This is a genomic window from Paenibacillus azoreducens (genome assembly GCF_021654775.1).
GTDB lineage: Bacteria > Bacillota > Bacilli > Paenibacillales > Paenibacillaceae > Paenibacillus_AQ > Paenibacillus_AQ azoreducens.
The window spans coordinates 1,305,795-1,331,744 of sequence record NZ_AP025343.1; the positions used below are offsets into that span (position 1 = coordinate 1,305,795).

General features: G+C 47.1%; 11 protein-coding genes and 1 CRISPR repeat array. Of the genes, 8 read left to right on the top strand and 3 right to left on the bottom strand.

Annotation, left to right across the window (positions count from 1 at the left end; all coding sequences use genetic code 11):
* Positions 1-22 precede the first annotated feature (22 nt).
* Positions 23-2,377, bottom strand: a complete 2,355-nt coding sequence (locus tag L6442_RS05565; RefSeq protein ID WP_212977726.1) for a M13-type metalloendopeptidase — start codon at positions 2,375-2,377, stop codon at positions 23-25.
* A gap of 437 nt (positions 2,378-2,814) precedes the next feature.
* On the opposite strand from L6442_RS05565, the gene L6442_RS05570 reads away from it, so the two are divergent.
* The 4 genes from L6442_RS05570 (at position 2,815) to L6442_RS05585 (ending at position 14,556) form a co-directional block, all read left to right on the top strand.
* Positions 2,815-8,124 (top strand): NPCBM/NEW2 domain-containing protein, encoded by a 5,310-nt coding sequence (locus L6442_RS05570; protein WP_212977725.1) that lies wholly within the window; start codon positions 2,815-2,817, stop codon positions 8,122-8,124.
* Between the two features lie 186 nt (positions 8,125-8,310).
* The gene (locus L6442_RS05575; RefSeq protein WP_212977724.1) at positions 8,311-8,772 is read left to right on the top strand and encodes a hypothetical protein; all 462 of its coding nucleotides are present in this window, start codon (positions 8,311-8,313) and stop codon (positions 8,770-8,772) included.
* 54 nt (positions 8,773-8,826) lie between these two features.
* The gene (locus L6442_RS05580) at positions 8,827-12,873 is read left to right on the top strand and encodes a TIM-barrel domain-containing protein (protein WP_212977723.1); all 4,047 of its coding nucleotides are present in this window, start codon (positions 8,827-8,829) and stop codon (positions 12,871-12,873) included.
* Positions 12,874-12,888: 15 nt separating this feature from the next.
* The gene (locus tag L6442_RS05585; protein ID WP_212977722.1) at positions 12,889-14,556 is read left to right on the top strand and encodes an S-layer homology domain-containing protein; all 1,668 of its coding nucleotides are present in this window, start codon (positions 12,889-12,891) and stop codon (positions 14,554-14,556) included.
* Positions 14,557-14,750: 194 nt separating this feature from the next.
* On the opposite strand, the gene L6442_RS05590 is transcribed toward L6442_RS05585, so the two are convergent.
* A complete protein-coding gene (locus L6442_RS05590) occupies positions 14,751-16,793 on the bottom strand; it encodes a coiled-coil domain-containing protein (RefSeq protein ID WP_212977721.1) in 2,043 nt (680 codons plus the stop codon).
* Positions 16,794-17,858: 1,065 nt separating this feature from the next.
* Complete coding sequence (locus L6442_RS05595; RefSeq protein ID WP_237100234.1) at positions 17,859-18,023, bottom strand: hypothetical protein; 165 nt, start codon at positions 18,021-18,023, stop codon at positions 17,859-17,861.
* A 261-nt stretch (positions 18,024-18,284) separates the two neighbouring features.
* Positions 18,285-19,311: a CRISPR direct-repeat array (repeat unit 32 nt; unit sequence GTCGCATCCTATGCGGATGCGTGGATTGAAAG).
* 375 nt (positions 19,312-19,686) lie between these two features.
* Here L6442_RS05595 and cas3 point away from each other — a divergent pair.
* The 4 genes from cas3 to cas8c all read left to right on the top strand — a co-directional run bounded on the left by cas3 (position 19,687) and on the right by cas8c (position 25,946).
* Positions 19,687-22,119, top strand: a complete 2,433-nt coding sequence (gene cas3 / locus L6442_RS05600) for a CRISPR-associated helicase Cas3' (protein WP_212977720.1) — start codon at positions 19,687-19,689, stop codon at positions 22,117-22,119.
* A gap of 404 nt (positions 22,120-22,523) precedes the next feature.
* Positions 22,524-23,063 carry a hypothetical protein gene (locus L6442_RS05605; RefSeq protein WP_212977719.1) on the top strand — a complete coding sequence of 180 codons (540 nt, stop codon included), beginning with the start codon at positions 22,524-22,526 and terminating at the stop codon, positions 23,061-23,063.
* Positions 23,064-23,325: 262 nt separating this feature from the next.
* Positions 23,326-24,045: a type I-C CRISPR-associated protein Cas5c gene (gene cas5c / locus L6442_RS05610; protein WP_212977718.1), complete on the top strand. Its 720-nt coding sequence runs from the start codon at positions 23,326-23,328 to the stop codon at positions 24,043-24,045.
* Positions 24,042-25,946, top strand: a complete 1,905-nt coding sequence (cas8c, locus tag L6442_RS05615; protein WP_212977717.1) for a type I-C CRISPR-associated protein Cas8c/Csd1 — start codon at positions 24,042-24,044, stop codon at positions 25,944-25,946. The genes cas5c and cas8c overlap by 4 nt, the downstream gene beginning before the upstream one ends.
* The last annotated feature ends 4 nt before the right edge of the window (positions 25,947-25,950 follow it).

Consider the following 25,950-nt stretch of genomic DNA (forward strand, 5'->3'; position numbering starts at 1 on the left):
ATTATTCGGTGTTTTTATCCGATTACCAAATGCTCACGCGGTCTTTAGGCGCAACGTACATGGCATCTTTTTCGGTTACTTCGTATGCTTTATAGAATTCTGGGAAGTTCGAAACGGTACGGTTCACGCGTACTTTGTTTGCGGAATGCGTGTCGATTGTCGACAGGTACGCAGCCGTTTCCTTGTTCATGGTCGTGCGCCAGATCGTTGCATAACCTTCAAAGTAGGCTTTGAAATCCGGCTTTTCCATTTTGGACAGCACTTGAAGCGATGCCGCCATACCGCCAAGGTCGGCGATATTTTCGCTTACCGTCAGCTTGCCGTTATTGTATACGCCGGGAACCACTTCAACATGGTCATAGTAGGAAATAACCTGGTCGCATTTTTCCTGGAATTTTTTAAAGTCTTCCGGAGTCCACCAGTTGACCGCATTTCCGTTCTCATCGTATGCAGAACCTAAATTGTCAAAAGCATGGCTGATTTCATGCGCAATGACCATGCCGATGGCTCCCAAATTCGTTTCATGTTTGGCTTTGAGATCATAAAACGGTGCTTGCAGAATACCCGCCGGGAACACAATTTCGTTATTCAAAGGATTATAATAAGCATTGACCTCATAGGCGCTCATCATCCAACTGCTCTTATCGACAGGTTTTCCAAGTGAAGCGATAGCGCGTTTTTTGCTTTCTTTACTGATGTTAACGATATTGTCAAACAGCGATCCGCCGTCCGCAAAAGTTTTAATGGAAACATCCTTCAAGGAATCTTTCCACTGATCCGGATATCCGATTTTGATCGTCATTTTATCCAGTTTTTTGATGGCTTTGGCTTTGGTTCCTTCAGACATCCAGTCCAGCGCTTTGATCCGCTCTTTATAAACTTCGATGAACTGCTTGACCATCTGTTCAACGTCTTGCTTGGCTTCTTTCGTGAAATATTTATCGGCGAATTCCTGGCTGAGATACTCGCTCATGACCGCTTGGGTAGTCATAATCGCCATTTCTTCATTTGTCTTTGCGCCTTCAATTCCAAACATTTGAGCTTCGAATTGAGTCGACAATTTGAGGAAATCTTCCGATAGGGTACCGCCTGCGTTGATCAGCAGCATCCCTTTGGCATAAGTTTTGAGCGTGTTCAAATTTTTGTCGTTCAAAACTTCCGCCGTTTTATTCGCGAGTCCAACGTCAGTCACGATAACCTTGTCCGCTTTATCGACTTGGGATTCTTTCATATATTTGTCCATATCGATCGATTTGAAGAGTGCAACGAACTTTTCCTTGGTATAAGGATTATAGTATTTCTCTACCTTCCCTTGATCCTGAAGGTCCATTGCGGATGCAGCCAGCTGTTTTTCGAACGCGAACATGTCTTCGGCTTGCGCTTTTGCCGATTTCTCATCGCTACCGGACAGCATAAACAATTTCGTCAAATAGGTCGTGTACGCTTTTTTTGTTTTTTCGTCGCCGGAGACATAACTATTTTTGTCGAGCACGGTTCCAAGACCGGAGAAATACAGCGCATTGACGTTACTGTCCTTGGCGTCTCCCATCACTGCAAAAGACAGCAGCGAACCTTTCGCGATTTCTTTATCGATCTTAAAGCTTGCATCGAACAATTCCTTGATGGAGGAGGCCTTGTCCAGAGCGGCTAAATAAGGTGCAATGGGCTTGATCCCTTGCTTGTTGCGGTTTTCCATATCGAGCACCGATTTGTAGAAATCGGCAATCTTCTGCTCCTTGGAGCCCGCCGGATTTTGCTTTTTGACAAGGTCGTCGATGATTGCTTTAATCCGGTCTTCGTTGGCTTTGGCCAGCTCATTAAAGACGCCGTTGGACATTTCCCCAGCCGGGATTTTAGAGTCGTTCAGCCATTTTTTATTGACGTATTCATAATAATCATCGCGCGGATTCGATCCTTCGAGTGCCATGACCCGATTCGTCAGCGTACGCAATTGTTCTGCTGTGATATGGTCGGAAACGCCCAGTTTCCCGTCCGGATAACCGCTGACCAGGCCCGCAGCGATCAGCTTCGCGATTTCGTCCTGCGCCCATTTCGGCACGTCGGTAAAGGATGCGGAGGTGTTGGCTATGCGCAAATCATTGCCTTTTGGTTCGGGCAGGTCCGAAAAAGCGCGGCCAAGCATGATCAAAGCTTCAATTCTGGAAACATATTGATCTTCTTTGCCATCTCCTTTGCCGTAACCTTTCAAAATATCTTCTTTTTTGATGCCCGGATTGTAGTCATCTGCTGCATTCAGCAAAAAATCTACAACTTCCCCCCGTGTCAGGTTTGGTTTGGCTTCTTGTGCAAGTGCGGCTGCCGGCAGCATGGTCAGGAACAATGATGCGGATAATAATACTGCTGCGAATTTTTTCACGTTTTTTCCTCCTAAAATAAAAATACATCCTATGTAATGAGAATGAATACCGAATAGGATAGGCCCTTAGACTCAGTTGGTATTATTCTCCTTTAAGTATACGAGATAATAGAAGATCTGATAAGTGTAAAATGAAAAATTGTTCAAGGTTGACGTTCGCAAATTCACTTGCGAATATTAACAAGTTAATGCGTAAAAGTGCAAAAATATATAACTAATTACCTATGCTTTTGCTTTTTTTGATCCGCAACGATTGCAATTATTTTTTTAAAGCGTTTACAAAACTGTAAAAATCCTCGGACTGATGTAAAGATCCTCTGTATCTGGCAGCATATTTCTCTCCTATGATAGATGTACGCTCGGGAGCCAGACAATTCTTGAAACTCCCAGCGGAATATGGCGCCTTTTTAAATCGATGTATAAGGAGGTTTTTTTGCATGAATCGTGGAAAGGGGAGGATCGCCCTAACGAAAAAAACATGGCAAAAAGGAACGGCTTTACTTTTGATATGGGTCATGTTGTTTTCGTTGTTTGGCGTTTCCGCACCGCCTGTGAGCGCACAGGAAGGGGAGCCTGCAAGCGGGCAGGAAGAAACGGCAGAACCACTCGCACTCGAGCTGCCTCCGCTGCCGCCGCTTCCTGACGTGCATCTCTCCGATATGGAGTGGATCAGCGCGGAATCCGGCTGGAAGGAAGTACAGAAGAACAAATCGGTTGAGGGAAACACGCTCTCTGTAGGGGGTCAAGAGTACAGCAAGGGGATCGGGACACATGCTTCGTCCAAAATTGTGTACCACATTCCCGCTGGGTATACGAGATTCGTTTCGGTTGTGGGGGTGGATAATGAGATCAACGAATTTCTTCCCAATAAGCGCGCGAGCATGACTTTTCGGGTATACGCGGATGAGACGCTTTTGTCGGAATCACCGGTCTTGCATGCTAACGGATACTGGTATTTTGACGTAGCTATTCCCGAAGGCGCACAACATCTGAATTTGATTGTCGATGATATGGGTTCCAATGAATTTGACCATGCGGATTGGGTTAATGCGGGGTTTTATAATCCTGTGGACACGGAAGGAGACCCTGTTCCAATCGAAAGTCCGACGGGGGCGGTAACCGCTTCGGTTTATTTTAATGCTTCCGGACAGTTAGTTTACGCCGTTAAGTATTCGGGCCAAGATGTCATCGAGGAATCGAATTTGGGCGTCTATTACGATAATGTCGATTTGGGTTATGGAGTCAAGTTAGGAGAACCCGAGAGGGCGGAAACCCACAATGAAACCTATCCGTGGAATGGAGGGCATGCCCAAGCGGAGGACCGCCACAACCTGGTGAAGATTCCGATTACGCATATCAAAAGCGGCATTCAGTACACCTTGGAGATCAAAGCATTTGATGAAGGAATCGCCTTCCGTTATGTGATGCCGGGAGAAGGAACGCACACCATCTCGGGTGAAAAGACCAATTTCAAGCTCCCAGCGGGAAGTACGGTATGGTACCAGCAAAATACGATGAATTATGAAGGCAGATTCACGAAGAGTCCGGCAGAATCGGTACCGCCAAGCACCCGGATTGGTCCGCCGTTAACGATTCAGCTGCCTGAAGGCAAAGGTTACGCGGCGATTACGGAAGGCAACTTGGTGGATTATAGCGGGATGTCGCTGTTAGCTGCGGGCAACGGGGTGTTCAAAGCGAATTTCCTGTATGACAACGGGGCATGGCAGCAAACGGGAACGATTGAATCACCCTGGAGAATTGTCATGATGAATGCTGATTTGAACGGGCTTGTGAACAATGACATCGTTCATAATACCGCTCCCGCCCCATCGCCGGAGCTGGCGAACGCCGATTGGATCCAACCCGGGAAATCGACGTGGTCATGGCTCGGAGGCGGCGGGGTTACCGTTGAAAATATGAAGCAGTATATCGATTTCGCGTCTCAATTGGGCATTGACTCCAACCTGGTTGATGAAGGATGGAGCCATTGGATCAGCGGCAACCGGGATTGCTGGGATTTGCTGAAAGAGGTCGTGGATTACGGAAAAGAGCGGAACGTCAAGACATGGGTATGGAAAGCGGCTCCTGACCGTTATGGCATTCCAGGCATATACAACCGGGAGGCGCGGCGGGAATTTTTCAGAAAATTAAAAGAGATCGGCGTCGTTGGAGTGAAAATTGACTTCATCGACGGGGAAAGCGTGAACCAGGTGAATTTTTACCGCGATACATTGGAGGATGCAGCCGAATATAAATTGATGATTAATTTCCACGGCGCCAATAAGCCGACCGGTCTATCGCGTACGTATCCGCATGAGGTTTCAAGGGAAGGCATTTATGGATTGGAGAATTGGAACCCTTGGGCGGAGCATAATACGACCCTTCCGTTTACGCGGTTTCTTGCAGGGCATGCGGATTATACGCCTATGCATTTTACGGGCCGGTTAGGGGATACGACATGGAGCCATCAATTGGCTACCACGATCACGTTTACTTCATCCCAGCTGGTGTTCGCTGAACATCCGGAGACGATACTCAAAAATCCTGCGGTCGAGTTCATCAAAAGCATTCCTTCGGTCTGGGATGAGACGATCGTGCTTCCAGGCAGCAAAATCGGGGAAGTGTCCGCCTTTGCAAGACGGCAAGGGACGACTTGGTATGTTGCTGTTCTGAATAACAATACGGCCCGTGATATGGATGTAAACTTGTCTTTCCTGGGAGAAGGCATGTATCAAGCATCCATTTACGGCGATAAACCTGGCGAACAAGCGGCCTATGATATGGCGGAGAAATCCGCTTCGAAGCAAGACCGTTTTAATGTGAAGTTGAATGCAGGCGGCGGGTTTGTGGCGAAGCTGTCCAAGCTGGACATGAAGCCTTATGGCGGAGGTTTCGCCGCCAAGCAGAAAGTATATCTGACTGTCGCGGATCCCGGTGCGGAGGTGCGATATACATTAGACGGCAGTGAACCGACGCAAAATTCCCCGTTGTATAAAGATTTTATCGCTCTGGATGAATCTGCCGTAATACGGGCCAAAATCGTTGCAGGCGAAGGAGCGGGATCGGAAGTCAGTGCCAGATTCAATAAAAGAGTGCCGAAACTGGCGATTACCAATGAAGGCAGCCAAAGCTTTTTGCATAAAGGGGATAAAGTTACCCTGAAAACCGACGACATCGATGCGGATCATGAAATTCGCTACACCTTGGACGGTAGTGAGCCGGATCAAAACGCCATGCTGTACACCGAACCTTTCGCCCTTTATGAAAGCGTTATCGTTAAAGCGCGTTTGTTTGTGGAAGGAGCCGACACGGGGGTTGCGGCCGAGCGGAGTTTTACTGTTCTTGATAAACCGCGGCTTCCGGATGTGCATTTGTCTGATTTGAATTGGGTGAGTGCCGAGACCGAATGGGGACAAGTGCAAAAGAACAAATCTTCGGACGGCAATTCGCTGCGCGTAGGCGGGACAACGTATCCGAAGGGCATCGGAACGCATGCAAACTCGAAGATCGTTTACAATATTCCTCCTGAAGCAAGACGTTTTGTTGCAATTGCAGGAGCGGATGATGAAATTTCGGAATCCATGCCTGGCAAATATGCGAGCATGATTTTTAAAGTGTACGCGGATGGTACGTTATTGTCGGAGTCGCCGGCAGTCCATAAAAACGACTATTGGTATTTTGATGTGGACATTCCATATGGTTCACAGCAGTTAACTCTGATTGTAGACGACGATGGTGCACCGGAATACGATCATGCGGATTGGGTTCAGGCGGGGTTTGTGACCAAAGTTGCCCTGAAAGTGGAAGAGATCACGGTAACCGGAAAAGACGGAGCCGCCAAGATCGCGACGGACAAGGGAACCTTGCAAATGGTTGCCAGCGTTATGCCGCAGAATGCGGACTACAAATCGGTAGCTTGGTCGGTGTCGGATCCGGGCAAGGCGTCGATCGATGCGAACGGATTGCTGACGGCGAAAGCCGACGGCAATGTTGACGTCATAGCCGCTGCCAGGGACGGCTCGGGCGTGAGCGGGCGGAAGACTATTACGATCAGCGGTCAAACGGGAGCAGTGCCTGTAAAGGAAATCGTCGTGACAGGCAAAGACCAGGCAACGGCAATTACGAAAAAGAATGGAACGCTGCAAATGACAGCCTCCGTAAAGCCGGAGGGCGCTACCAATAAAGCGGTGACGTGGTCGGTGTCAGATCCGAGCAAGGCATGGATCGATGCGAGCGGATTGCTGACCGCGAAAGCCAACGGCAGGGTTGAAGTCAGGGCTGCTGCGCAAGACGATTCGAATGTAACAGGCAAAACCATCATTACGATCAGCGGCCAACTCATAAGCTTCGATGCGGATGCCGAAGTGCTGGATCGTGAAATTTCGGTTGATTTATCGCAAGAAGGCAAGGCGGACTGGATTCGCTTTGGCGGGGATAAGACGATCAAGTCCAGAAAAAATATCGGTCAACCGCTTCTTCAGTTCCAACCGTTCAACACGCAGGCCGTTCATCAAATGTACGACTACAAAGGAAGATTTACATGGAATGACGGGAATCCGACGGCGGCGGGAGATAACGAACGTTACGGCATCTATATGGCGGATCTTTACAGCGGGTGGCAAATAACGGTTCCGCCCGGCCAACATGAAACGACTGTCAAAGTGTATACAGGGGGTTGGGCATCGAAGGGAAGAATCGAAGCATTATTCGGCGACAGCAGTACGCCGGTGTATACGGATCACTACGATAACAAAGGCGAAAACAGCATTCATAAAGTATATACCTTCAGGTTCAACGGCGGGGAGTCAAACCAATCCCTGATTATCAAGGGGAAAGTGGAAGGGCAATACCACCCGAGCGGCAACGTGACGCTTGCGGCAGCCGTCATGTCAAACTCGGTGAGCGAAAATGCGCCAAAATGGCCGGAAGGCAGCGTATTAACGGCTTCGGACATTACGAGCAGCAGTGCCGTATTAACATGGAGCGGCGCCGACAATTCGACAACCAAATATAAAATCTATCAGGACAATCAATGGATCGGCACGGTTGGAAGCGATGTTAAAAGTTATAAAGTTTCCGAATTGGTAGCCGGCGTTACTTATACCTTTAGAGTCGAAGCAGGAAACGCCTCGGGAGATTGGAGCTTGACCGGACCTTCCGCATCCGTGCAGACAAAACCTGATCATCCAGCGGAAGTGGAGGCCATTAAGCCAATCGAAGTGCTTACTTCCCCCGGTAAGAAACCGGACCTTCCGGATAAAGTGACGGCATCGTACGCAGATGGAAGAACGGAAGAATTAGCAGTGGAATGGCCCAAGATCGATCCGAAACGATATGAGAAACCGGGAACCTTTACGGTAGAAGGTACCGTTGCCGGAACGGATAAAAAAGCCACAGCGAACATTTTCGTCGCATACGAACAGAATCAATTTATAGTTGCGCCTGCCTTTAATATGGATAAGTTGGAACCAGACAGAACGCTGCAAGCCAGCGTCATCGTGAAAAATAACAGTTCACTGGCTGAAAACGTATTGGTGATTGCCGCTCTTTATGATCAGGATCAGAGGATGGTGGATCTTTCAAGCTATTCGAAAAAAATCGATGTGGGCGCAACCGAAAAATTAGCGGCTGGATTCAAGCTTCCAAACCGTATTCAAGGGCATCAGGTGAAAGTGTTTGTATGGAGAGGCGAAAAGATCGAAAACTCGCCGATGAAGCCATTGTCAAGCGAAGTCATTCTGAAGTAAAGGTAAAGCGTAGCGTCTTTCCGGAAGGCGCTGTGCCTTCCCGCATCCCTGTTTCGCAAGGTGTGATTCATCGGCTAATGCTGCGCTCGTTTTTGACCGCATACTGCCACGGGAATATCAAACGGATCCCTTGCGGGAATTGGACCCCGGGCATGGGTTGGACGAAATCGTGACAGGAGGGTATTTATGTTCAGTTTACAAAGGGGTAAAGCAGCGGCATGGATATGCTTGATCGCTCTGGTGTTCATGTGTTTTGGCGTGATGAATCCGGAAGCCCGCGTCTATGCGGATCGAATTACGGCCTTGGATGATTCGCAGCCTGAGGAGCCACTGGCGTTTTCTACCGCATGGAACATGGAATCATTGGAGCCGGGCAAGCTGCTTACCGCAGAGGTTAAGATTGCGAACCGGCAGAAGCATTCACAGCGAATCCTGGTCATGATGGCCCTGTATGACGGACAGGGCAAAATGGAAGGCATCTCTTACGTTTCGCGAACGATTGGCGGAGGAAGCGAAGAACGATTCATCCCCGGAATCCGGCTGCCGAAGAAACTGAACGGCCATACAGCCAAAGTGATGGTCTGGGAGGGAGATAACCTGAACGCAACGACGATGCAGCCGCTTACGGATATTGGCATTAATAAATAGATTCGTAAAGATGTTACGTGTCGAAACCATGAACCATCGTAGAGGAGGGGTTATATGTTCCGTTTCACCAGGTTTCGTAAATCGATCATGACCTGGATCTGTATTGTCTTATTGTTATTCACTACTCTGGTTCCGGTTAGCCAACAAGCTTTCGCGGGTGCAGCAACAGGAGCCGCCCTAGCGGCAGAAATTCCGGAAGCAGCGGTAAACGAGGGGGATGGAGCCGTAACGGAAACCCCTTCCGAAGCTCCAAGTGAACACCCCAAGGCGGAAGTTCCAAATGAACTTCCAAAGGAAGAAGTTCCAAGCGAACTTCCGACGGCGGAAGTTCCAAATGAACCTCTGAAGGAAGAAGCTCCAAGCGAACTCCCGAAGGCGGAAGTTCCAAATGAACCTCCGAAGGAAGAAGCTCCAAGCGAACTCCCAAGGAAAGACGTTTCAGCAGCCCCCGAAGAAAACAGCTATATGAATGTCCAGTCTGACATTCTGGATCAAGAAATTCTCGTCAACCTGACAGATGAGGGAAACATTGATTGGATCCGTCTGGGAGACGAAGAAAAGGGAATCAAGGCCAGAAAAAACATCGGCGGAGAGAAAATCAGGTTTAACGTGTTTAATGGCGGAATGAACAAATTTACCGACTACATCGCCAAGTTTACCTGGAATGACGGCAAGCCGGTGGCAAAGGGCGACAACGAAAGATACGGCACATTTGTCCGCGACATAAACGGAGGCTGGCAGATCACCGTTCCAACCTCAACGCGGGAAATGAAGTTGAAGGTGTATGCGGGCGCCTGGGCTTCCAAGGGGAAAATCGAGGCATTTTTCAGCGACAACAGCGTTCCCGTATTTGTAGACAATTATGATACTGTGAACGATTCAGCCGTACGCAAGGTTTATTCCCTATCATTCAAAGGCAGCGGAGCTAAACAGTCGTTAATCGTCAAAGGAACCGTTGAGGGCAAATACCATGATTGGGGCAATGTATCGCTGGCGGCAGCGGGATTATGGGCGTCTGCAAGCGAGAACGCTCCCGTCTGGCCGGAAGGCAGTGCTCTGAAAGCCACGGACATAACCGAAAATAGTGCCGTATTATCCTGGAATGCTGCCGAAGATCCGAATGGAGTGTCGGAATATCGAATCTATCAGGATAACGTCGAAATTGCTTCAGTAAAAGGGGACGCAACATCGTACGAGGTATCTGGCCTAGCGGCAGGCAATACTTATCATTTCAGCGTAGAAGCGGGTAATCAGGCGGGTGAGTGGACCATTAACGGCCCATCCACATCGGTATCCACAACACGTTTTCATTACATTGGCGATATCGTGTCCTTTGAGCGGGAAGGGGACAACACGCTTGTTTTTGACGCTTCGCCCGCGAAGGTGAGGATCAAAGCGGTATCGCCGGAAATCGTTAAGGTTTGGGCCGAACCTGCTGGTGAATTCGACAGAAAATATGAATCGGTCGCGATCGTGAATGACGATCTGGGCGGCAGCCTTACTCTCGATGAGAAGGGAGACTACTACGAAGTACGTACTTCCAAATTGCTGATAAAAGTATTCAAAGCACCTTTCCGTCTGGAATATTACGACCTGCAAGGCAATCTTCTGAGCAAAAGCAAGGAAGGCAAAAGCATGGGGTGGAACGGAAAAGGCGAGGTGGGCGTCTGGAATGAAGTCCAAAGCGGCGAACATTTCTGGGGTTTGGGAGAGAAAACCGAATCTTTTGACCGCAGCGGCCAAAAGATTTATGAATGGGGCGTCGATTTGGGAGGCGCGAGCTGGGATGCAATGGCTCCGGCGGTCGGCGAAGGAAGATGGTACGGCGCGAACCCGCATTTTATGAGCTCGAAGGGGTATTCGATCTATTTTGACAATACGAGCAGAACATGCTTTGACATGGGGAAAAGCGAACCCGGCACGTATTCGTTCAGTTCCCTGGACCCGGCCGCCGGGGGAGAATTGTTATACTATTTCATTTACGGTCCGACCCCGAAACAGATGGTTCAAAAACTTACCGATTTGACGGGAAAACATTTTATGCCACCGATGTGGGCGTTCGGCAACATGCAGAGCCATTGGGGATACACGCAAGCGGATATTGAGCGGGTGGCCAAGGAATACAGGCAGCGGCAAATTCCACTGGACGTGATGTATTCGGATATCGAATGGTATGCCAAATATTGTGCCCCTTCCGAGTGGAACAGCGACAACTTTCCCGACCCTGCCGGAATGTTCAGGAAATTGCGTGATCTCGGCATGAAAGTGTCGTTCATCGATGACCCGAATATAACGGTATCCGCGAAGGATTATGGCATTGCGGATGACAAAGGTTATTTTATCCGGGACTCGAGCGGCAAAACGAAAAATGTTAATTGGCCTTGGGGAGATGAGTCTGGAGTCATCGACTTCTTTAACCCCGAAGCGCGCAAGTGGTGGGGGGATTTGCACAATCATTTGGCAGACCTGGGGGTTAATGCTTTCTGGACCGATATGAATGAGCCGGCGAGATACAATGCGGATTGGCGTTTTTGGAACGGGGAAGGCAAAGAGGAAGGCGATATCGGCGAAATGCATAATGCCTACGCGATCATGCACCAAAAGTCCATGTTTGATTGGTATAAGGGATATACGCAAAAAAGACCTTTTATACTGACCCGTTCTTTCTTTACGGGTTCTCAGAGATATGCCGCTCCATGGTCGGGCGATATCGAATCCGGTTGGGAAAGCATGGGGCAGCAGATCGGACTCGGAACCGGAATTTCCCTGTCCGGATTTAACATGTGGGGTTTTGATATCGGCGGATTTTCGGGCAATCCTACACCGGATCAGTTCAAACGCTGGATTGAATTGGCGTCCTTTATGCCTGTGCACAGGTTCCACTACGCGAAGTGGGGAAATCCTCAGGAGGCCTGGGAAAATGGGGCCGAAGACGTCGCGAGAAAATACATTTTGCAGCGCCAGCGCCTGATTCCGTATTTCTATTCTTATATGGCGGACAGCGTCATCGGGACGGGCATGGAAGGAGAGTATGGCAGCGGAGGAACCGGCCTGCCGCTGATGCGGGCGATGATGCTGGAATATCCGGACGACAGCGCCACGTATAACATGGACTCCCAATTCATGAACGGTCAAAGTTTTCTTGTGGCGCCCGTCACGGATAACGGCACGATGAAAGACGTCTATCTCCCCGCAGGAGACTGGTATGACTATTCCGACGGAAAAACTGTATACGAAGGGAACCGGACGCTCCGTTACCCGGCGCCGCTCGATAAACTTCCGGTATTCGTTAAAGCGGGCGCCATTATTCCGATGACTCCCGCCATGCAGTATGTCGGCGAGAAGAAAATCGATGTCATGACGATGGATGTTTATCCGCAGCGGGCCGGCGGCACTTCTTCATTTGTTTTATACGAGGATGACGGCGAAAGCTTGGGGTACGAACAGGGCCGGTACAGCACCACGAAGTTTGAAAATACGGTACATCCGGGAGCGGACGGCGCGACAAATACGTTTAAAATTAATGCAAGGCAGCAGGGGAAAGGCAGATTCGAGCCGGATCCACGAAGTTATATGCTGCAGTTTCATCAAACGGTTAGGAATGACATGACCGTACGTCAAGATGGCATAATTCTTCAAGAATACACATCGCTGAATGAATTGGAAAAGGCGGAATCCGGCTGGTTTACGGATCGTAATTCATTGATCACCTATGTGAAAATTCCGGATCGCGGCCAAGAGACCGTCATCGAGTTGTCAGGCCGGTTAACCGGCGACAATCCATTTACCGTGGCTTCTTCTTTTAATCTAAGTAAACTGGAAGCGGGAAAAGTCTTGCATGCGGACATCACCGTGAAAAACAACGGCGCCTATGCGGATACCGTATTGATCATGGCCGCTTTGTACGACCAAGCGGGAGACATCGTTAACGTTTCGAGTATACCGAAAACGATCGGAGCAGGAACAGCGGAAGTCGTGAAGGCAGGCTTCAAACTTCCAGACCGAATCCAGGGGCATCGGGTCAAAATATTCGTCCGGGACGGAAGCAGTCCCGAAGCGAAACCGTTCAAGCTTTTATCCAATGAACTGGTTGTTCAATAAAAGGGAGATGGTGAGATGAAAAAACATGCCGGATTTATGATAGCAGCGTTGTTCGCCTTGTTCTTGATGCTGCCGTTAAGCGCGGGAGCCGAGGAAGCGGTTGCGATCAAAGGAATGAAAGCGGCAATGGACAAAACGACGAAAAAAGTATCCATCGAAGGGATGGTTGTAGGTAGTTCTGCCGTGAATGTAACGCTGAAAGTGCTTGATCCCGGAGGCGAAATCGATTATGTGGATCAAACCAAAAGCGCGGAGAACGGGAAATTCAGTTTTGCATTTACGCTTTCAAGTTCGCTGAAAGGCACTTATACGGCATATGTCGGCACAGAACGCCTGAGTGAGCCGGAGAAGATTACTTTTGAGTATAAAGACGGCAGCCCTGGCGGAGGCGGCGATAACGGCGGAGTTGGCGGCGGCAACGGAGGAAGCGGCGGAAACGGCAGCGGGGCAGGCGGCAATCCGACAGCACCAAGCGATTCCGACTTGCTTCAATTGCAAGCGGACGGTTCCGTCAAGGCGGTGATCGAAACCAAGCTTGAGCAAGATGGAACAACTGCGGCAGGTGCGGTTGGCGAGCAGGATTTGCAGAAAGGGTTCGCGAAGGCGAAAGCGGGCCAAGAGGGTAAAAAGAAAGCGATTATTGAGCTTAAAGAACGCAAAGAGGCGAAGAAATATGCCCTTGATCTTCCTGTATCGTATCTATCCGCTCATCCTGAATGGATCATTGAAGTGAGAACGCCTAAGGCAGCGGCAATTTTGCCTGGACATATGCTGCAAGAGATGGAGGCCAAAGGGAAGAACTTCCGTTTCATCATCGCTGAGGCTAAGGCCGAAGGCGTGGAAAAAAAGGTGAAAGAGCAAATCGGTCCTCGGCCGGTCATTGAAATTCTGGCAGAAATGGATGGAAAGGCGATCCGCTGGGCGAATGAACTCGCTCCTGTTACTGTAAAGATCCCTTATTCGTCCGGCGCGAATGAAGAGGCTGCGCGAATCGGCGTACTTGATATAAGCGAACAAGGCCAAGCAAAAGCGGTGCCGCAGGCTGCGTATAACAAAGCCGATCAGTTCGTGCAATTCCGGACTGGGCATACAGGAACTTATGCGGTCATCAATACGGGAATGGAGTCTAGTACCCCTGCGAGTCAGCCTTTTGAGGATCTCGGCAACTACCCGTGGGCTCAGCAGGCGATCGGGGAATTGGCTGCAAAAGGAATCGTAAAAGGGACTTCCCCGAAAACATTCAGCCCTGCCGATCAAGTGACCCGAGCCGATTTTGTTCTGATGCTCGTCAGAGCTTTGGATTTGCAGGCTGACGCAGCAGGCGGTTTTGCGGATGTGAAGCCAAACGATTATTACTATGAGGCGGTAGGTATTGCCAAAAAATTGGGTATCGTTACCGGAATCAGCGGCGAGCGTTTTGAACCGAAAGCGGAGATCACCCGGCAGGATATGATGGTCATGACGGCCAGAGCGTTGGAGGCGTCAGGGAAAGGAATCCAAGGGAAGAAGGAGGATCTTGCCGGATACCAAGATGCAGCGAAAGTGGCGGACTACGCCGCGACCAGCGTTGCGGGCTTGATTTCGCAAGGCCTGATTCAGGGCAGCAACGGTTTGATCCATCCGCACAGCCATGCCACCCGAGCGGAGACGGCTGTCCTGATATACCGGATTTTCCGTTTATAATCTGAGATTTGGTTTGCATGGCATAAGGAAAGCCCCTGGCTGCAGCTCAACTGCAGCTAGGGGTAAAGCAGATCTTAGAAGCGCAGGGGAGTCCCATACCTTCACAACCTCATGAATTTAGTTTAAAACACGAAGCGCCCTGTCCGGGCGCTTTTTGTGCATTCAGCCAGATTGAAACTAGCGCTTTGCAAAACCTATATCCCTTGTTTGATCTGCTGGCGGTTGTCCCACAACAGCTTGCGCAGGTTCGACTTGGAACCCTGAATCACGAAATATGGAATTTGGTACTGCTTGGCCACTTCAATGGTGCCCCATGATGCCCGGTGGGAGGTGGCTGTCAGCAGGAGAAACAAAGCCTGGGAGGATTTCAAATCCGGATATACTCTTTCAGGACTTGTGCCATTTTCATGGATCAGTTCAGCTCCGGTTTCTACGACCACGGACTCGAACCATTTCCGCTGGCCGCCGATGATCACAATTTTGCATCCTTCCAGGAACGGTTCCGGTTTTTCTTTTTTGGGGCCATAGTCAGTTATAGCTGTGCTTGGGGTGGAGGCGCCCGTTTTGGTTTCCGCAGGTACGGGACCATTAACCGGATACAGGCGAACCAGGCGGGCAACGCGGCTGTTTTCGGCAATATTAAAGGTGCAGGGCGCGCCGTCGACGGGCTTTTGAATTTCGATGTCTTTATAATGGATGGGGTAACGTTGGTCGGGATGATTCATGTCCACGCAATACCATACATGATACGCTCCCAGCAGAACATACCCTTTAAACTGCCGGACCGGGCTGTATGTGTCGTCGCCTTGAAACAAAACCTCAATGTCGTAATAAACCGTCCCATCTTTGGGTTTTGGCCTGCATAATACTTCCGCTTCGTGTTGCAAATCATGTTGATATACCATCGATTCGGTAATATTGAATACCTCGCCGTTTTCCAGGCTGATATATCCTCCATGATCGCGCCGGTAAAATATGCCGTTAAAGGTTTGCACCTCATCCTCATCCGGCTTATTTTGTTCTGCCTCCATCATCTGAGTGGTTTCCGCAGGTGGTGCTTCAGGCTGTTCTACCGCCGATTCGGGCTCGTCCTGATCCAGATAATCCTCAAGCAAGTCCATCAGATCGAGAATCTTTTTTAACTGTGCGCGCAGCTCGCTTTTATGAGGAGAGTTCTTCAGCTTGCGGTTGATCTCGTCCATATTTTCGTATAACCCGGAGAGCAAGTGGGAAGCCGATTCTTTGGAATCCTGGGAGCGGTGCCCCATTTCACGGATTTCCCGTTTAAGGGCAGAGAGTTCCTTGTCTTTTTGTATCACTAATTTTTCCGACTTGCTGAGCGCCTTGCCTGCATCTTGCAATTGTTCGAGCAGCGCGTTTTTTTCTTCTTCCCAGTTGGTTTGCAGTTGTTTCCAGAATAGTTCATGCTTTTTTTGCCTGTTTCGGGATTCTTGCCATTGTTCTCTGTCCTGCTGCATTTTTAGTTCAAGCTGTTGCTCCTTTAGCGCCGCTTGCTCCAGTTTGAGCTGCTGCTGCATCAACAGTTTGGTTTTGTGATCCAGTTCTTTGCGCAGCGACTGTTTGGTGCGTTCGGCTTCTTGAAGTTTGGCGGCGAGGTTATCGATTTTATTTTTCAGCTTCTGTTCTCTTGCCGTGTTCAGATCGGAAGGGACGGGGAGCTCTTCTTTAACGGCCGAGGCTTCGATGTTGGGTGCGTCGATTTGAGCGAGTCTTGTCTTGAAAAGTTCAATTTGGCTGTGCCACGAATCATGCAGAGGTTCGCGCGCGGGATGGAAGTATAAGGCCCAATACGTATGATACAGGCCGCAACGGTTGGATAGCGGTTCAAGCTCACGTATAAAGGTATCCCATGTGCTTTCGTCTTCGTTTTCGATCAGGTTAGCGACTTCGTAAATGAGGGCGGAGATGAACTGACGCTTTCGGTTGTTATCTTTTGCAGCTTGTAAAATAAACTGGTTGATCTCTTTTTGGAACAAGAGATGCGGGAATTTCTTGCGCTGGTTATGAAAAAAGGTGATATCAAGGTTAGAAGCCATTTCCTGCTTGCCTTTATCATTCATTTCTTTTAGCAAACCGCGTATTTCAGGCAGCTGCAGGGGGAGGGGGTCTTCCCTGTTAACAAGGTTTTGGTATTTGTGAATATCCTCTCTGATCGTCGGCTGAGAAGAGTCGTTTAACCATTTCCTGATCATTTTGGAATTGATTTTACTAGCCATAGGAGTCCCCCTCGAGAATGATAATAAAAATGCTTGCTTGGTTTGAAAAAGCGGAGCATAGATGAATGGCTTGTTTGAGTTTGGAGGTAGATCGTTCATTTCTTATAAATATAAGGATTTTGCAAAAATCCAATAAGCGGCTTTAAAGAATCTCTCCGGGACCCGCCCATCATCCACAAAAGCTGTAACGGACACCAGAGACTGGTGACTTTTGGACGACGCTAACGACACCGCATCGTCCACTAAAGCTTATAACGGACACCAGAGACGCTAAGAGGCTGAAAAAGGCCGATCCCAATTTGTAACGGACATCCTGCATCTTAGAAGCGAAAAACTTGGTCAAAAGGCCGATTCCGGCGCTCTAAGCTGCAAATATGTCCGTTAGACTTGCGCCATGAGCGAAATGATGCATCTAAGCGTCCATTATGTCCGTTAGAATCCAAGCGCCGCCCATTTTTCTTTTGACTAGTAATTTTTGACAAAAGGTATGCGGTATCCTGCTTTTTAGTAGAAAAAAAGTTCACCAAGGACAACGTAACACGCCACAATACAAAAAAGAGGGGGGGCCGTCGAGTGGATGTTATTTAGATGTAAGCGGAGAGTTCATGAAGATTGGCTTTTCCCGCCATTAATGAGAAGCCGGAACCCGGGAACTGAGTCCCCTTGTTCCGGCTTCTATATAAGTTGAACCAATATTCCTCTCTAACGAAACGTGATATTGCTATTTGCAACAAAAAAGGCCTTTTGAAATTTTAACGAAACAGGGTATCGTTATTAAGCTAAATAAGTACTTGCAAGTCTGATTTTATCCAAAATAACGATCTGTCGTTTCGTTAGATTTCATTTGTTTTTGTTTTTGAAGCAATAGCATTCTGTAGTTTCGTTAGAGAAACCTAAGCGAACGTAGAAGCGTTAGTACATGCTTCCGAGGCAGCCTTTTTTCAAAAAGCTTTCAGCTTCGAAAAATATCATTCCTCCCAGGTTAATTTTTCCAAAATGGGTTTTCTGTAGAGGAAATGGACCTTCTATAAAGGATTGGACTCTCTTACGTTCGTGGCTATGCAGTTATAGGAATCCGTTCAGGCGCGACATTTCCTGGGGCATCTGAAGCAGCAGGGCAAGCCAACGCTCCACATGCTGTTCCATTCGCTCGCTTGGTCCGATCGGACTAATAGCGGCCAGCACGTTACCGTTGGGCGACGCAATTCCGGTAACGCCGATATTACGCATATCGATAAAACACATTCTTGTCAGGGGGCTGGAAGGAAAATGATTTTGCCTGCCGAATCATTGTAAGTATCAGGTAGAAATAATGAGCACGTGCAAAGAGTAGCTTATTTAGGTGCGAATGTGAAGTGCACATGATTTTCCTGGGGGATTCGCACCAAGAATATCTTGATCTTTATACATAAATGGGATTAAAAGTAAAAGCAAGTGGTGATTATGAGGTATAAAGACGGTTTTTGCAGCCATTTTGGCTTGAAAATCGGAGTCGCATCCTATGCGGATGCGTGGATTGAAAGCTAAATAACGCGTTTTCTGAAACAGGAGCAAACGTCGCATCCTATGCGGATGCGTGGATTGAAAGCTCAAACGCGCATTTGATGGCAACTGGAGATTCCGTCGCATCCTATGCGGATGCGTGGATTGAAAGCATCCGCATCTGCTGTAATGCCAAGCAGTGTAAGTCGCATCCTATGCGGATGCGTGGATTGAAAGCATCCGCATCTGCTGTAATGCCAAGCAGTGTAAGTCGCATCCTATGCGGATGCGTGGATTGAAAGTTCAATAACGCATCTTTTTGACCGTCACCAGCAGAGTCGCATCCTATGCGGATGCGTGGATTGAAAGGCATTGAATTTATTTTTTATTCCTGGCCCGCAAGTCGCATCCTATGCGGATGCGTGGATTGAAAGTGATAATAATCAGGATTGCCAGCGTATCCCGTATCGGTCGCATCCTATGCGGATGCGTGGATTGAAAGCTACTCGGGGAATGCCTGCTACTGGACCGACTTGGTCGCATCCTATGCGGATGCGTGGATTGAAAGATGAATACAAGCAGAACACCAAACCAAAGCGAACCGTCGCATCCTATGCGGATGCGTGGATTGAAAGCCCTGTATAGCATATATCTCCCAGATAAGCGAAGTCGCATCCTATGCGGATGCGTGGATTGAAAGTCCGGATGGCCGATCCGAAAGCAAGGGCAGAGATGGCACGTCGCATCCTATGCGGATGCGTGGATTGAAAGTCTTACCAGTAGTAAGGATGGATCGTTAATATCGTCGCATCCTATGCGGATGCGTGGATTGAAAGACCGTAACGCCGGATACAAAGGTGTACCACGTGCCGGTCGCATCCTATGCGGATGCGTGGATTGAAAGAAAACTCAAGTTGTTTTTAGAAATGAGTCGGGTGGTCGCATCCTATGCGGATGCATGGATCGAAAGGCCATAATGCCGATCATTGCGGACGTTTTCTCAAGTCGCATCCTACACGGATGCGTGGATTGAAAGTACTGCGAAGGTTATGCAAAACGTTATGCACGAGCCGATCCAACCGGATGCGTAAATAACCGAATAGCTACCGCTTTGACAGCCCCATTGTAAACTCGCCAATTTCGCAAATTTCATTGTGAATTGGCGATTTTTTATTTTGTGCTGATTTAAGATAATTGTTGAGGTATTTAAATTTGCTTGTGACCACTAAATCAGAAATTATTGACAAAACCTTGTCCTTTATGACTGATATGGGTTATTCGAATCCATAATAATTGATTTTTTGGAAGGATATCTCAATTACCTGTCGAATGTCGTTAACAATAAGGGAAAATTGTCGTAGATATTTGGTCCTGGTAGAGATGGGAGAATCCTGTTTTAGGAGGGGGAGGAATGAATTATATCGCCCATATTCGCGAAAGCGATCATCAAATACAAACAGTTGAAGAGCATCTTCTAGCAGTAAAAAAGTTGGCGGAATCTTTTGGGGAAAAATTAGGCGTCAAGCATATAGCCGGACTCGCGGGTCTGCTGCATGATTTAGGGAAGTATACGAACAAGTTTAAGGATTACATATGGAAGGCAGTCCATGATCCAGGGTCAGCCCCACCGCGTGGAAGTGTGAATCACTCCACTGCAGGCGGCAAGCTATTGTACGATTTGTTTCATACCGGGAAAATAGATACTCACCGAGGACTGTTGGCCGAAGTTGTTGGAAACGCCATCATTTCTCATCACTCATATCTTCAAGATTTTTTGAGACCGGATTTGGAATCCGACTATTTACGGCGCGTAAGGGATTCTACTCCTGATGAATACGAATGGACTATCCCCACATTTTTTGAGCATGTCATGAGCGAAGCGGACTTTCGGGAATATGTAGATCGGGCAGCGGATGAATTAGGAGCCTATCTGAACAAAAAAACTTCTGCTTCCTCTGAAATGAAGTTAATGTTCTTAACCAAGTTTATTTTTAGCGCATTAATCGATGCGGATCGGACGAATACCCGGCTGTTTGAGGAGAACAAAACGTTTGAACCGGAGCTGGAACATATCAAGCTTTTTTCAGATTATTATAAAAAGTTAATGCTCAAACTCAATTCATTTGCGGATCAAAGCCAGTCACAGTCGGCTATTAACCAATTAAGGAGTAAAATGTCCGAACGATGCGAGGATTTTGCAGGGAAGCCGTCAGGTGTTTATACATTATCGATTCCTACTGGCGGAGGAAAAACGTTAGCCAGCTTGAGAAATGCGTTAAAACACGCCATGACCTATCGCAAAAAACATATCATCTATATCGTTCCTTACACGACAATCATCGAACAGAATGCTGCTGAAGTACGCAAAATCCTCAAGGACGATGCCAATATTCTGGAGCATCATTCCAATGTGGTGATCGATGACAGCGACGAGAATGAAGATTCGGATGACATGAACGATATGCAGCAAAAGCTTAAATTAGCAAAAGACAATTGGGATTCACCGATTATTTTTACCACCATGGTGCAATTTCTGAATGTGTTTTACGCCAAGGGCAGCAGAAATATTCGCAGACTGCATAATTTGGCAGAGTCCGTCATTATTTTCGACGAGGTTCAGAAGGTTCCGGTTCCATGCGTTTCGTTATTTAATGAAGCCGTTAATTTCTTGCGGGCATATGGGCACTCCAGCATTGTACTTTGCACTGCCACGCAACCGGCGCTTGATTTTGTTGAACATAAACTTGAAATGGGCCCGGATGCAGAAATGATAGACAATTTGGATCAAGTTATTGAAGCTTTTAAACGTGTGGAAGTGATCGACCGGGCGACGGATGAAGCTTTTAACAATGAGAGTTTATGTGAGTTTGTTATTGAAAAAATGGAAGACTCGCAAAGCGTTCTGGTTATTTTGAATACAAAATCCGTAGTGAAAAAGCTTTACCAGATTTTAAAGACGGCAGCAGAGCATATACCTGTTTATCATCTCAGTACGTCGATATGTGCGGCTCACCGGAATAAGCTGCTGCAAGAAATACGGGACCATTTAAAACGCGGCAACAAAATCATTTGCGTCAGCACGCAGCTTATTGAGGCCGGGGTGGATGTCAGTTTCAAATGCGTGATTCGCTCCTTGGCCGGACTGGATTCCATTGCGCAGGCTGCGGGGAGATGTAACAGACATGGGGAAAGCGAGCTACAGCAGGTTTATGTGATCGATCATATGGAAGAGAACCTGAAATTTTTGCGGGAGATCAAGGAAGGCAAAGAGATTTCGAAAAAAATCCTCATCGATTTAAAACGTGATCATACCCAACATGGCGGCAATATTTTATCGCTGGAAGCGATGGAGCGGTATTTTACAGAGTTTTATTCAAAATTTCATTCGAAGCTGGAGTATCCTTTACCGAAATTAGGTACGGATGTTACCATCACCAGGCTGCTTGCAGCTGACAAAAGAGAGAACTCGTATTATCAAGCTTATAAAAATAACAAGGGGGCGCTTCCATTATTTTTGGCCAACAGTTATAAAACGGCGGCAGAGCACTTTCATGTCATCGACGATCTGACCACTTCGGTGATCGTTCCATATGGGGACGAGGGAAAAGATCTGATAGCGGACTTAAACGGTGATCGGAACATTGAGGATCTGACGCGTTTATTGCGAAGAGCACAGCAATATACTATCAACTTGTTTAAATATGAGCTGGATCAATTGGATAAAAACAATGGCCTGGCAAGCTGCCTTGACGGAAAGGTATTGGTGTTAAAAGAAGGGGCTTATAGCGATGAATTTGGCCTCGATTTGGAGAACGACAGCGGGTTTGATTTGAGTATGTACTAAATATATAGAATAAAAACCTATCTGTTCATAACAAGATAGGTTTTTATATCATTCAAAATAATTTTAAATCCACGCTGTTGAAGAAATAGCGACAAGTAATTATTGCATATATAGCATTTTGTGTAAATGATTCTTATTATGAATAATATTATAGACGAAATTAGTATTTTGTTTTATTATGGAAACTAAGGAAGATAATTGGAGGTGTTATTTCTGTAATGTAGTTGATTGAAGAAATTTGAAATGGAATCTGCTCCAACAGAATTGTTACTTGTTTCCTCTGGTCTAGTTTCTGTAGCAAGCGGGAGTTGAAGTCCCTGATGTGATTTGTCCCATACTCAATGAACGCAAGGAGATTGGGACAACTTTTCGCTCCAAGAATAATTATAAGGAAGTCTTGTATTATGTTTGTTAAATGCGCTGAGCCATCGAATATACATTCAGATTTTCGAGCTTTGATAAATCTTCAAAAGAAGCTTATCAGAGATTTTAGTCAAGTAAGATGTCAGATACAGAATTGGTTGGACTGTTTTTTTCCGAAGTATGGACAAGTATTTAAAGATTGGGAGGGCAAGGCATCGTTAATAACACTAAGCGAATTTCCGACTCCAACTGAAATTGTAATGTTAGGTCCGAAAGCAATTTTATGTCGTTGGAAGAAAGACGTAAAACGTGCGGTTGGATACAAACGAGCAGTCCAGTTATTTGAAGCGGCGAATCAATCTATTGAGCTTAGCAAAGGGTTGAAAACAGCGGAAATTGAGCTAAGAATGCTCCTCGAAAAATATAAAATGCTCGGCAAACATCTTACGGAGATTCTGACTGAGTTGAGACGGTTATTAGTTCAAATTTCAGGAGCCAAAGAGATGCTGGTCATGCCCGACCTTTCCATCATAAACCTAGCTAGCTATTTATCTGAGTTGGAACACCCTAGAAACAATTGATTTTTCGACAATGTTTTCAAACAAGCTGAAGCTGTGAGACAACGATATACAATTACGATGATTTTCCTGTTTACATGGGGGAAGCTGATCGGAATGGCGTGGATGTTAATAATTGATTGAGATTAATATTCAGAACTTTTCTCCGTCATTTCCCCCTAATGATTATGTATTTAGTTGTTTATCATCCATCATTGAGAAATGAAGATTACAACGTCTAAAAGTAAGTGGGGGCAGATATTAAATTGCGAAAGGAGGTGATTCTATGAGAAATGCAATCGAATTCGAAGTTTATGGAAATTATGCGCTTTTTACGGACCCCTTAACCAAATTGGGCGGGGAAAAGCTATCCTATCAGGTGCCAACTTACCAAGCGATTAAAGGCATCGTTGAAAGCATTTACTGGAAGCCGACCCTCATCATGATTGTCGATGAGATTCGTGTCATGAATGCAATTCGTATGGAGTCTAAAGGCATTCGTCCGATTGAATACGGGGGCGGCAACACGCTTGCAAACTATACCTATTTAAAAGATGTCCGCTATCAGGTGCGGGCTCATTTTGAATTCAATCTGAATCGCCCGGATTTAGCACATGACCGTAATGAACATAAGCATCATAATATTTTAAAACGTTCTCTCAAAGCGGGGGGCCGCAGAGATATTTTTCTGGGAGCCCGCGAATGTCAGGGGTATGTGGAGCCGTGCGAATTTGGTTCAGGCGATGGATTTTATGATGGATATGGCGAGATTCATCTCGGCAATATGGTGCATGGGATCAATTATCCGGATGAAACAGGGCGGGATCAGATGGAAGTCCGTTTATGGATTCCTAAAATGAAGGATGGCTATATTAAATTTGACCGACCAGAGGATTGCCCTCAGGTTCGAGTGATCTCAGAAATGAAGCCGAAGCATTTTGATGAAAACAATGTAGAATCGGTTGACGATCTTTTTGCCCAAATGGAAGGGGGTGAAGCTCTTTGAGTTGGTTGCTGAATTTATATGAGACCTATGAATCTAACTTGGACTTGGTTGGTGAAATCGAAACAAGAGCGAATGACCAGGAATTCACATTGCTGCCCATTTCCCACACCACCCAAAATGCTCACATTGAAGTCACCGTTTCGGAAAATGGTGAATTTCACTCGGCGTCCGTAATTGACAAAAAGGATGCAAGCACATTAATTCCATGTACGGAAAAATCGGCGAGCCGTGCGGGGAAGGTCATCTCTCCATATCCCTTGCATGACAAACTCGTTTATGTTGCCGGGGATTTCACGGCATATGCGGGAAGTGGGAATGAAGCGGAATCTTTTGCCCATTACATCAAGCAGTTGGGGGATTGGGCGAACTCTTCGTATGCCACTTGGAAAGTTCGGAGTATCTATAACTATCTCAAAAAAGGCTGCTTGATTCAGGATCTGATCAAAGAACGCATTTTATTCGTGGATACGGACAAACGCCTGATTGAGAAATGGGATAAAAAGTATGAGTCGCTGTATCCCGAAAAGCCGTTTATTTTTTCCGTACTTGCGGGAGGGCAGGAGAGTGCTTTTGTCCGGTTTAATGTACGGGCGCGGGATATTGAGAAGGATGTATGGGATGATCAGGAGATGTACAAGTCCTGGATCGATTACTATCAAAACCTGCTCGGCGATGAGGATATTTGCTTTGTCACGGGAAACAGGCAGCCAAGCACCGACAAACATGCCAACAAAATCCGGAATGCGGCGGACAAAGCTAAATTAATTTCGGCCAATGACTCAAGCGGTTTTACATATCGGGGCCGGTTTAATGCAAGCCATGACGCTGCCAGCATTAGTTACGAGGTGTCGCAAAAAGCGCATAATGCGTTGAAATGGTTGATTAATCGCCAAGGGAAAATCATTGATCTACGGGTATTTTTGATTTGGGGAAATGATGATCTTAATGTGCCCGACCCTACCGAGGATACGTTTGCGATTGGTCCTGCACCAACTGAAGTTGCAGCCAAGAGGTCTTTTACGAACCGGGAATATGCCCAAGAAGTATACAAATTAATGGACGGTTACAAAAGCAACTTGTCGAGCAAACCGAAGATTAATATCCTGGTCCTTGATTCGGCGACAACGGGGCGCATGGCCGTACTTTATTACCGGAACATGGATAAAGAAATCTATTTGGAAAAGCTGAAAGATTGGCATACAAGTTGCGCATGGCTGCATCGCTACCGTAAAAACCGTGAAGGGGATTTTGTGCAGTTTTATGGAGCCCCGGCAACCAAAGATATTGCATTTGCCGCTTACGGACCGCGAGCGAATGAAAAAATCGTCAAAGGTTTGATGGAGCGGATGCTGCCATGCATCGTCGACGGTGCCAACATTCCTCAAGATATTGTCAAAAGCGCTTTTCACCGCGCCTCAAATCCGGTGTCGATGGAAAAGTGGGAGTGGGAAAAAACGCTCAGCATTACATGCGCGTTGATCAATAAAACATTGAAGACCAGAAAGGAGGAGTTTGGTTTGGCATTGAATACGGAAAACGATGATCGCGACTACTTATTTGGCCGCTTATTAGCCGTTGCGGATGTACTGGAAAGACGGGCTCTCGGGGACGAGACGCGTGCGACGAACGCAATCCGTTATATGAACTCTTTTTCCATGCATCCCGAAAGAACCTGGATGACTATTCAAAGAAGTTTGCAGCCATATCAAGCACGGTTGGGGACAAAAGCTACCTATCTTACGAAGATTATGGATGAAATCGCTTCGAAATTTAAAGTGGAGGATTTCAATAATAGGTCGTTAAGCGGCAAATATTTGTTAGGTTTTTATAGCCAAAGACATGAGCTTTATCAAAAGAAAGAAAACAATAACGATGCCAATGAAGCATCCGGTGAGGAGTGATTGC

Excerpts from the sequence above, each read along its gene's own strand:
- L6442_RS05595 (WP_237100234.1), bottom strand. The coding sequence starts at position 18,023 with ATGCGTAATATCGGCGTTACCGGAATTGCGTCGCCCAACGGTAACGTG.
- L6442_RS05590 (WP_212977721.1), bottom strand. The coding sequence starts at position 16,793 with ATGGCTAGTAAAATCAATTCCAAAATGATCAGGAAATGGTTAAACGAC.
- L6442_RS05605 (WP_212977719.1), top strand. The coding sequence starts at position 22,524 with ATGTTTGTTAAATGCGCTGAGCCATCGAATATACATTCAGATTTTCGA.
- cas5c (WP_212977718.1), top strand. The coding sequence starts at position 23,326 with ATGAGAAATGCAATCGAATTCGAAGTTTATGGAAATTATGCGCTTTTT.
- cas3 (WP_212977720.1), top strand. The coding sequence starts at position 19,687 with ATGAATTATATCGCCCATATTCGCGAAAGCGATCATCAAATACAAACA.
- L6442_RS05575 (WP_212977724.1), top strand. The coding sequence starts at position 8,311 with ATGTTCAGTTTACAAAGGGGTAAAGCAGCGGCATGGATATGCTTGATC.
- L6442_RS05580 (WP_212977723.1), top strand. The coding sequence starts at position 8,827 with ATGTTCCGTTTCACCAGGTTTCGTAAATCGATCATGACCTGGATCTGT.
- L6442_RS05570 (WP_212977725.1), top strand. The coding sequence starts at position 2,815 with ATGAATCGTGGAAAGGGGAGGATCGCCCTAACGAAAAAAACATGGCAA.
- L6442_RS05585 (WP_212977722.1), top strand. The coding sequence starts at position 12,889 with ATGAAAAAACATGCCGGATTTATGATAGCAGCGTTGTTCGCCTTGTTC.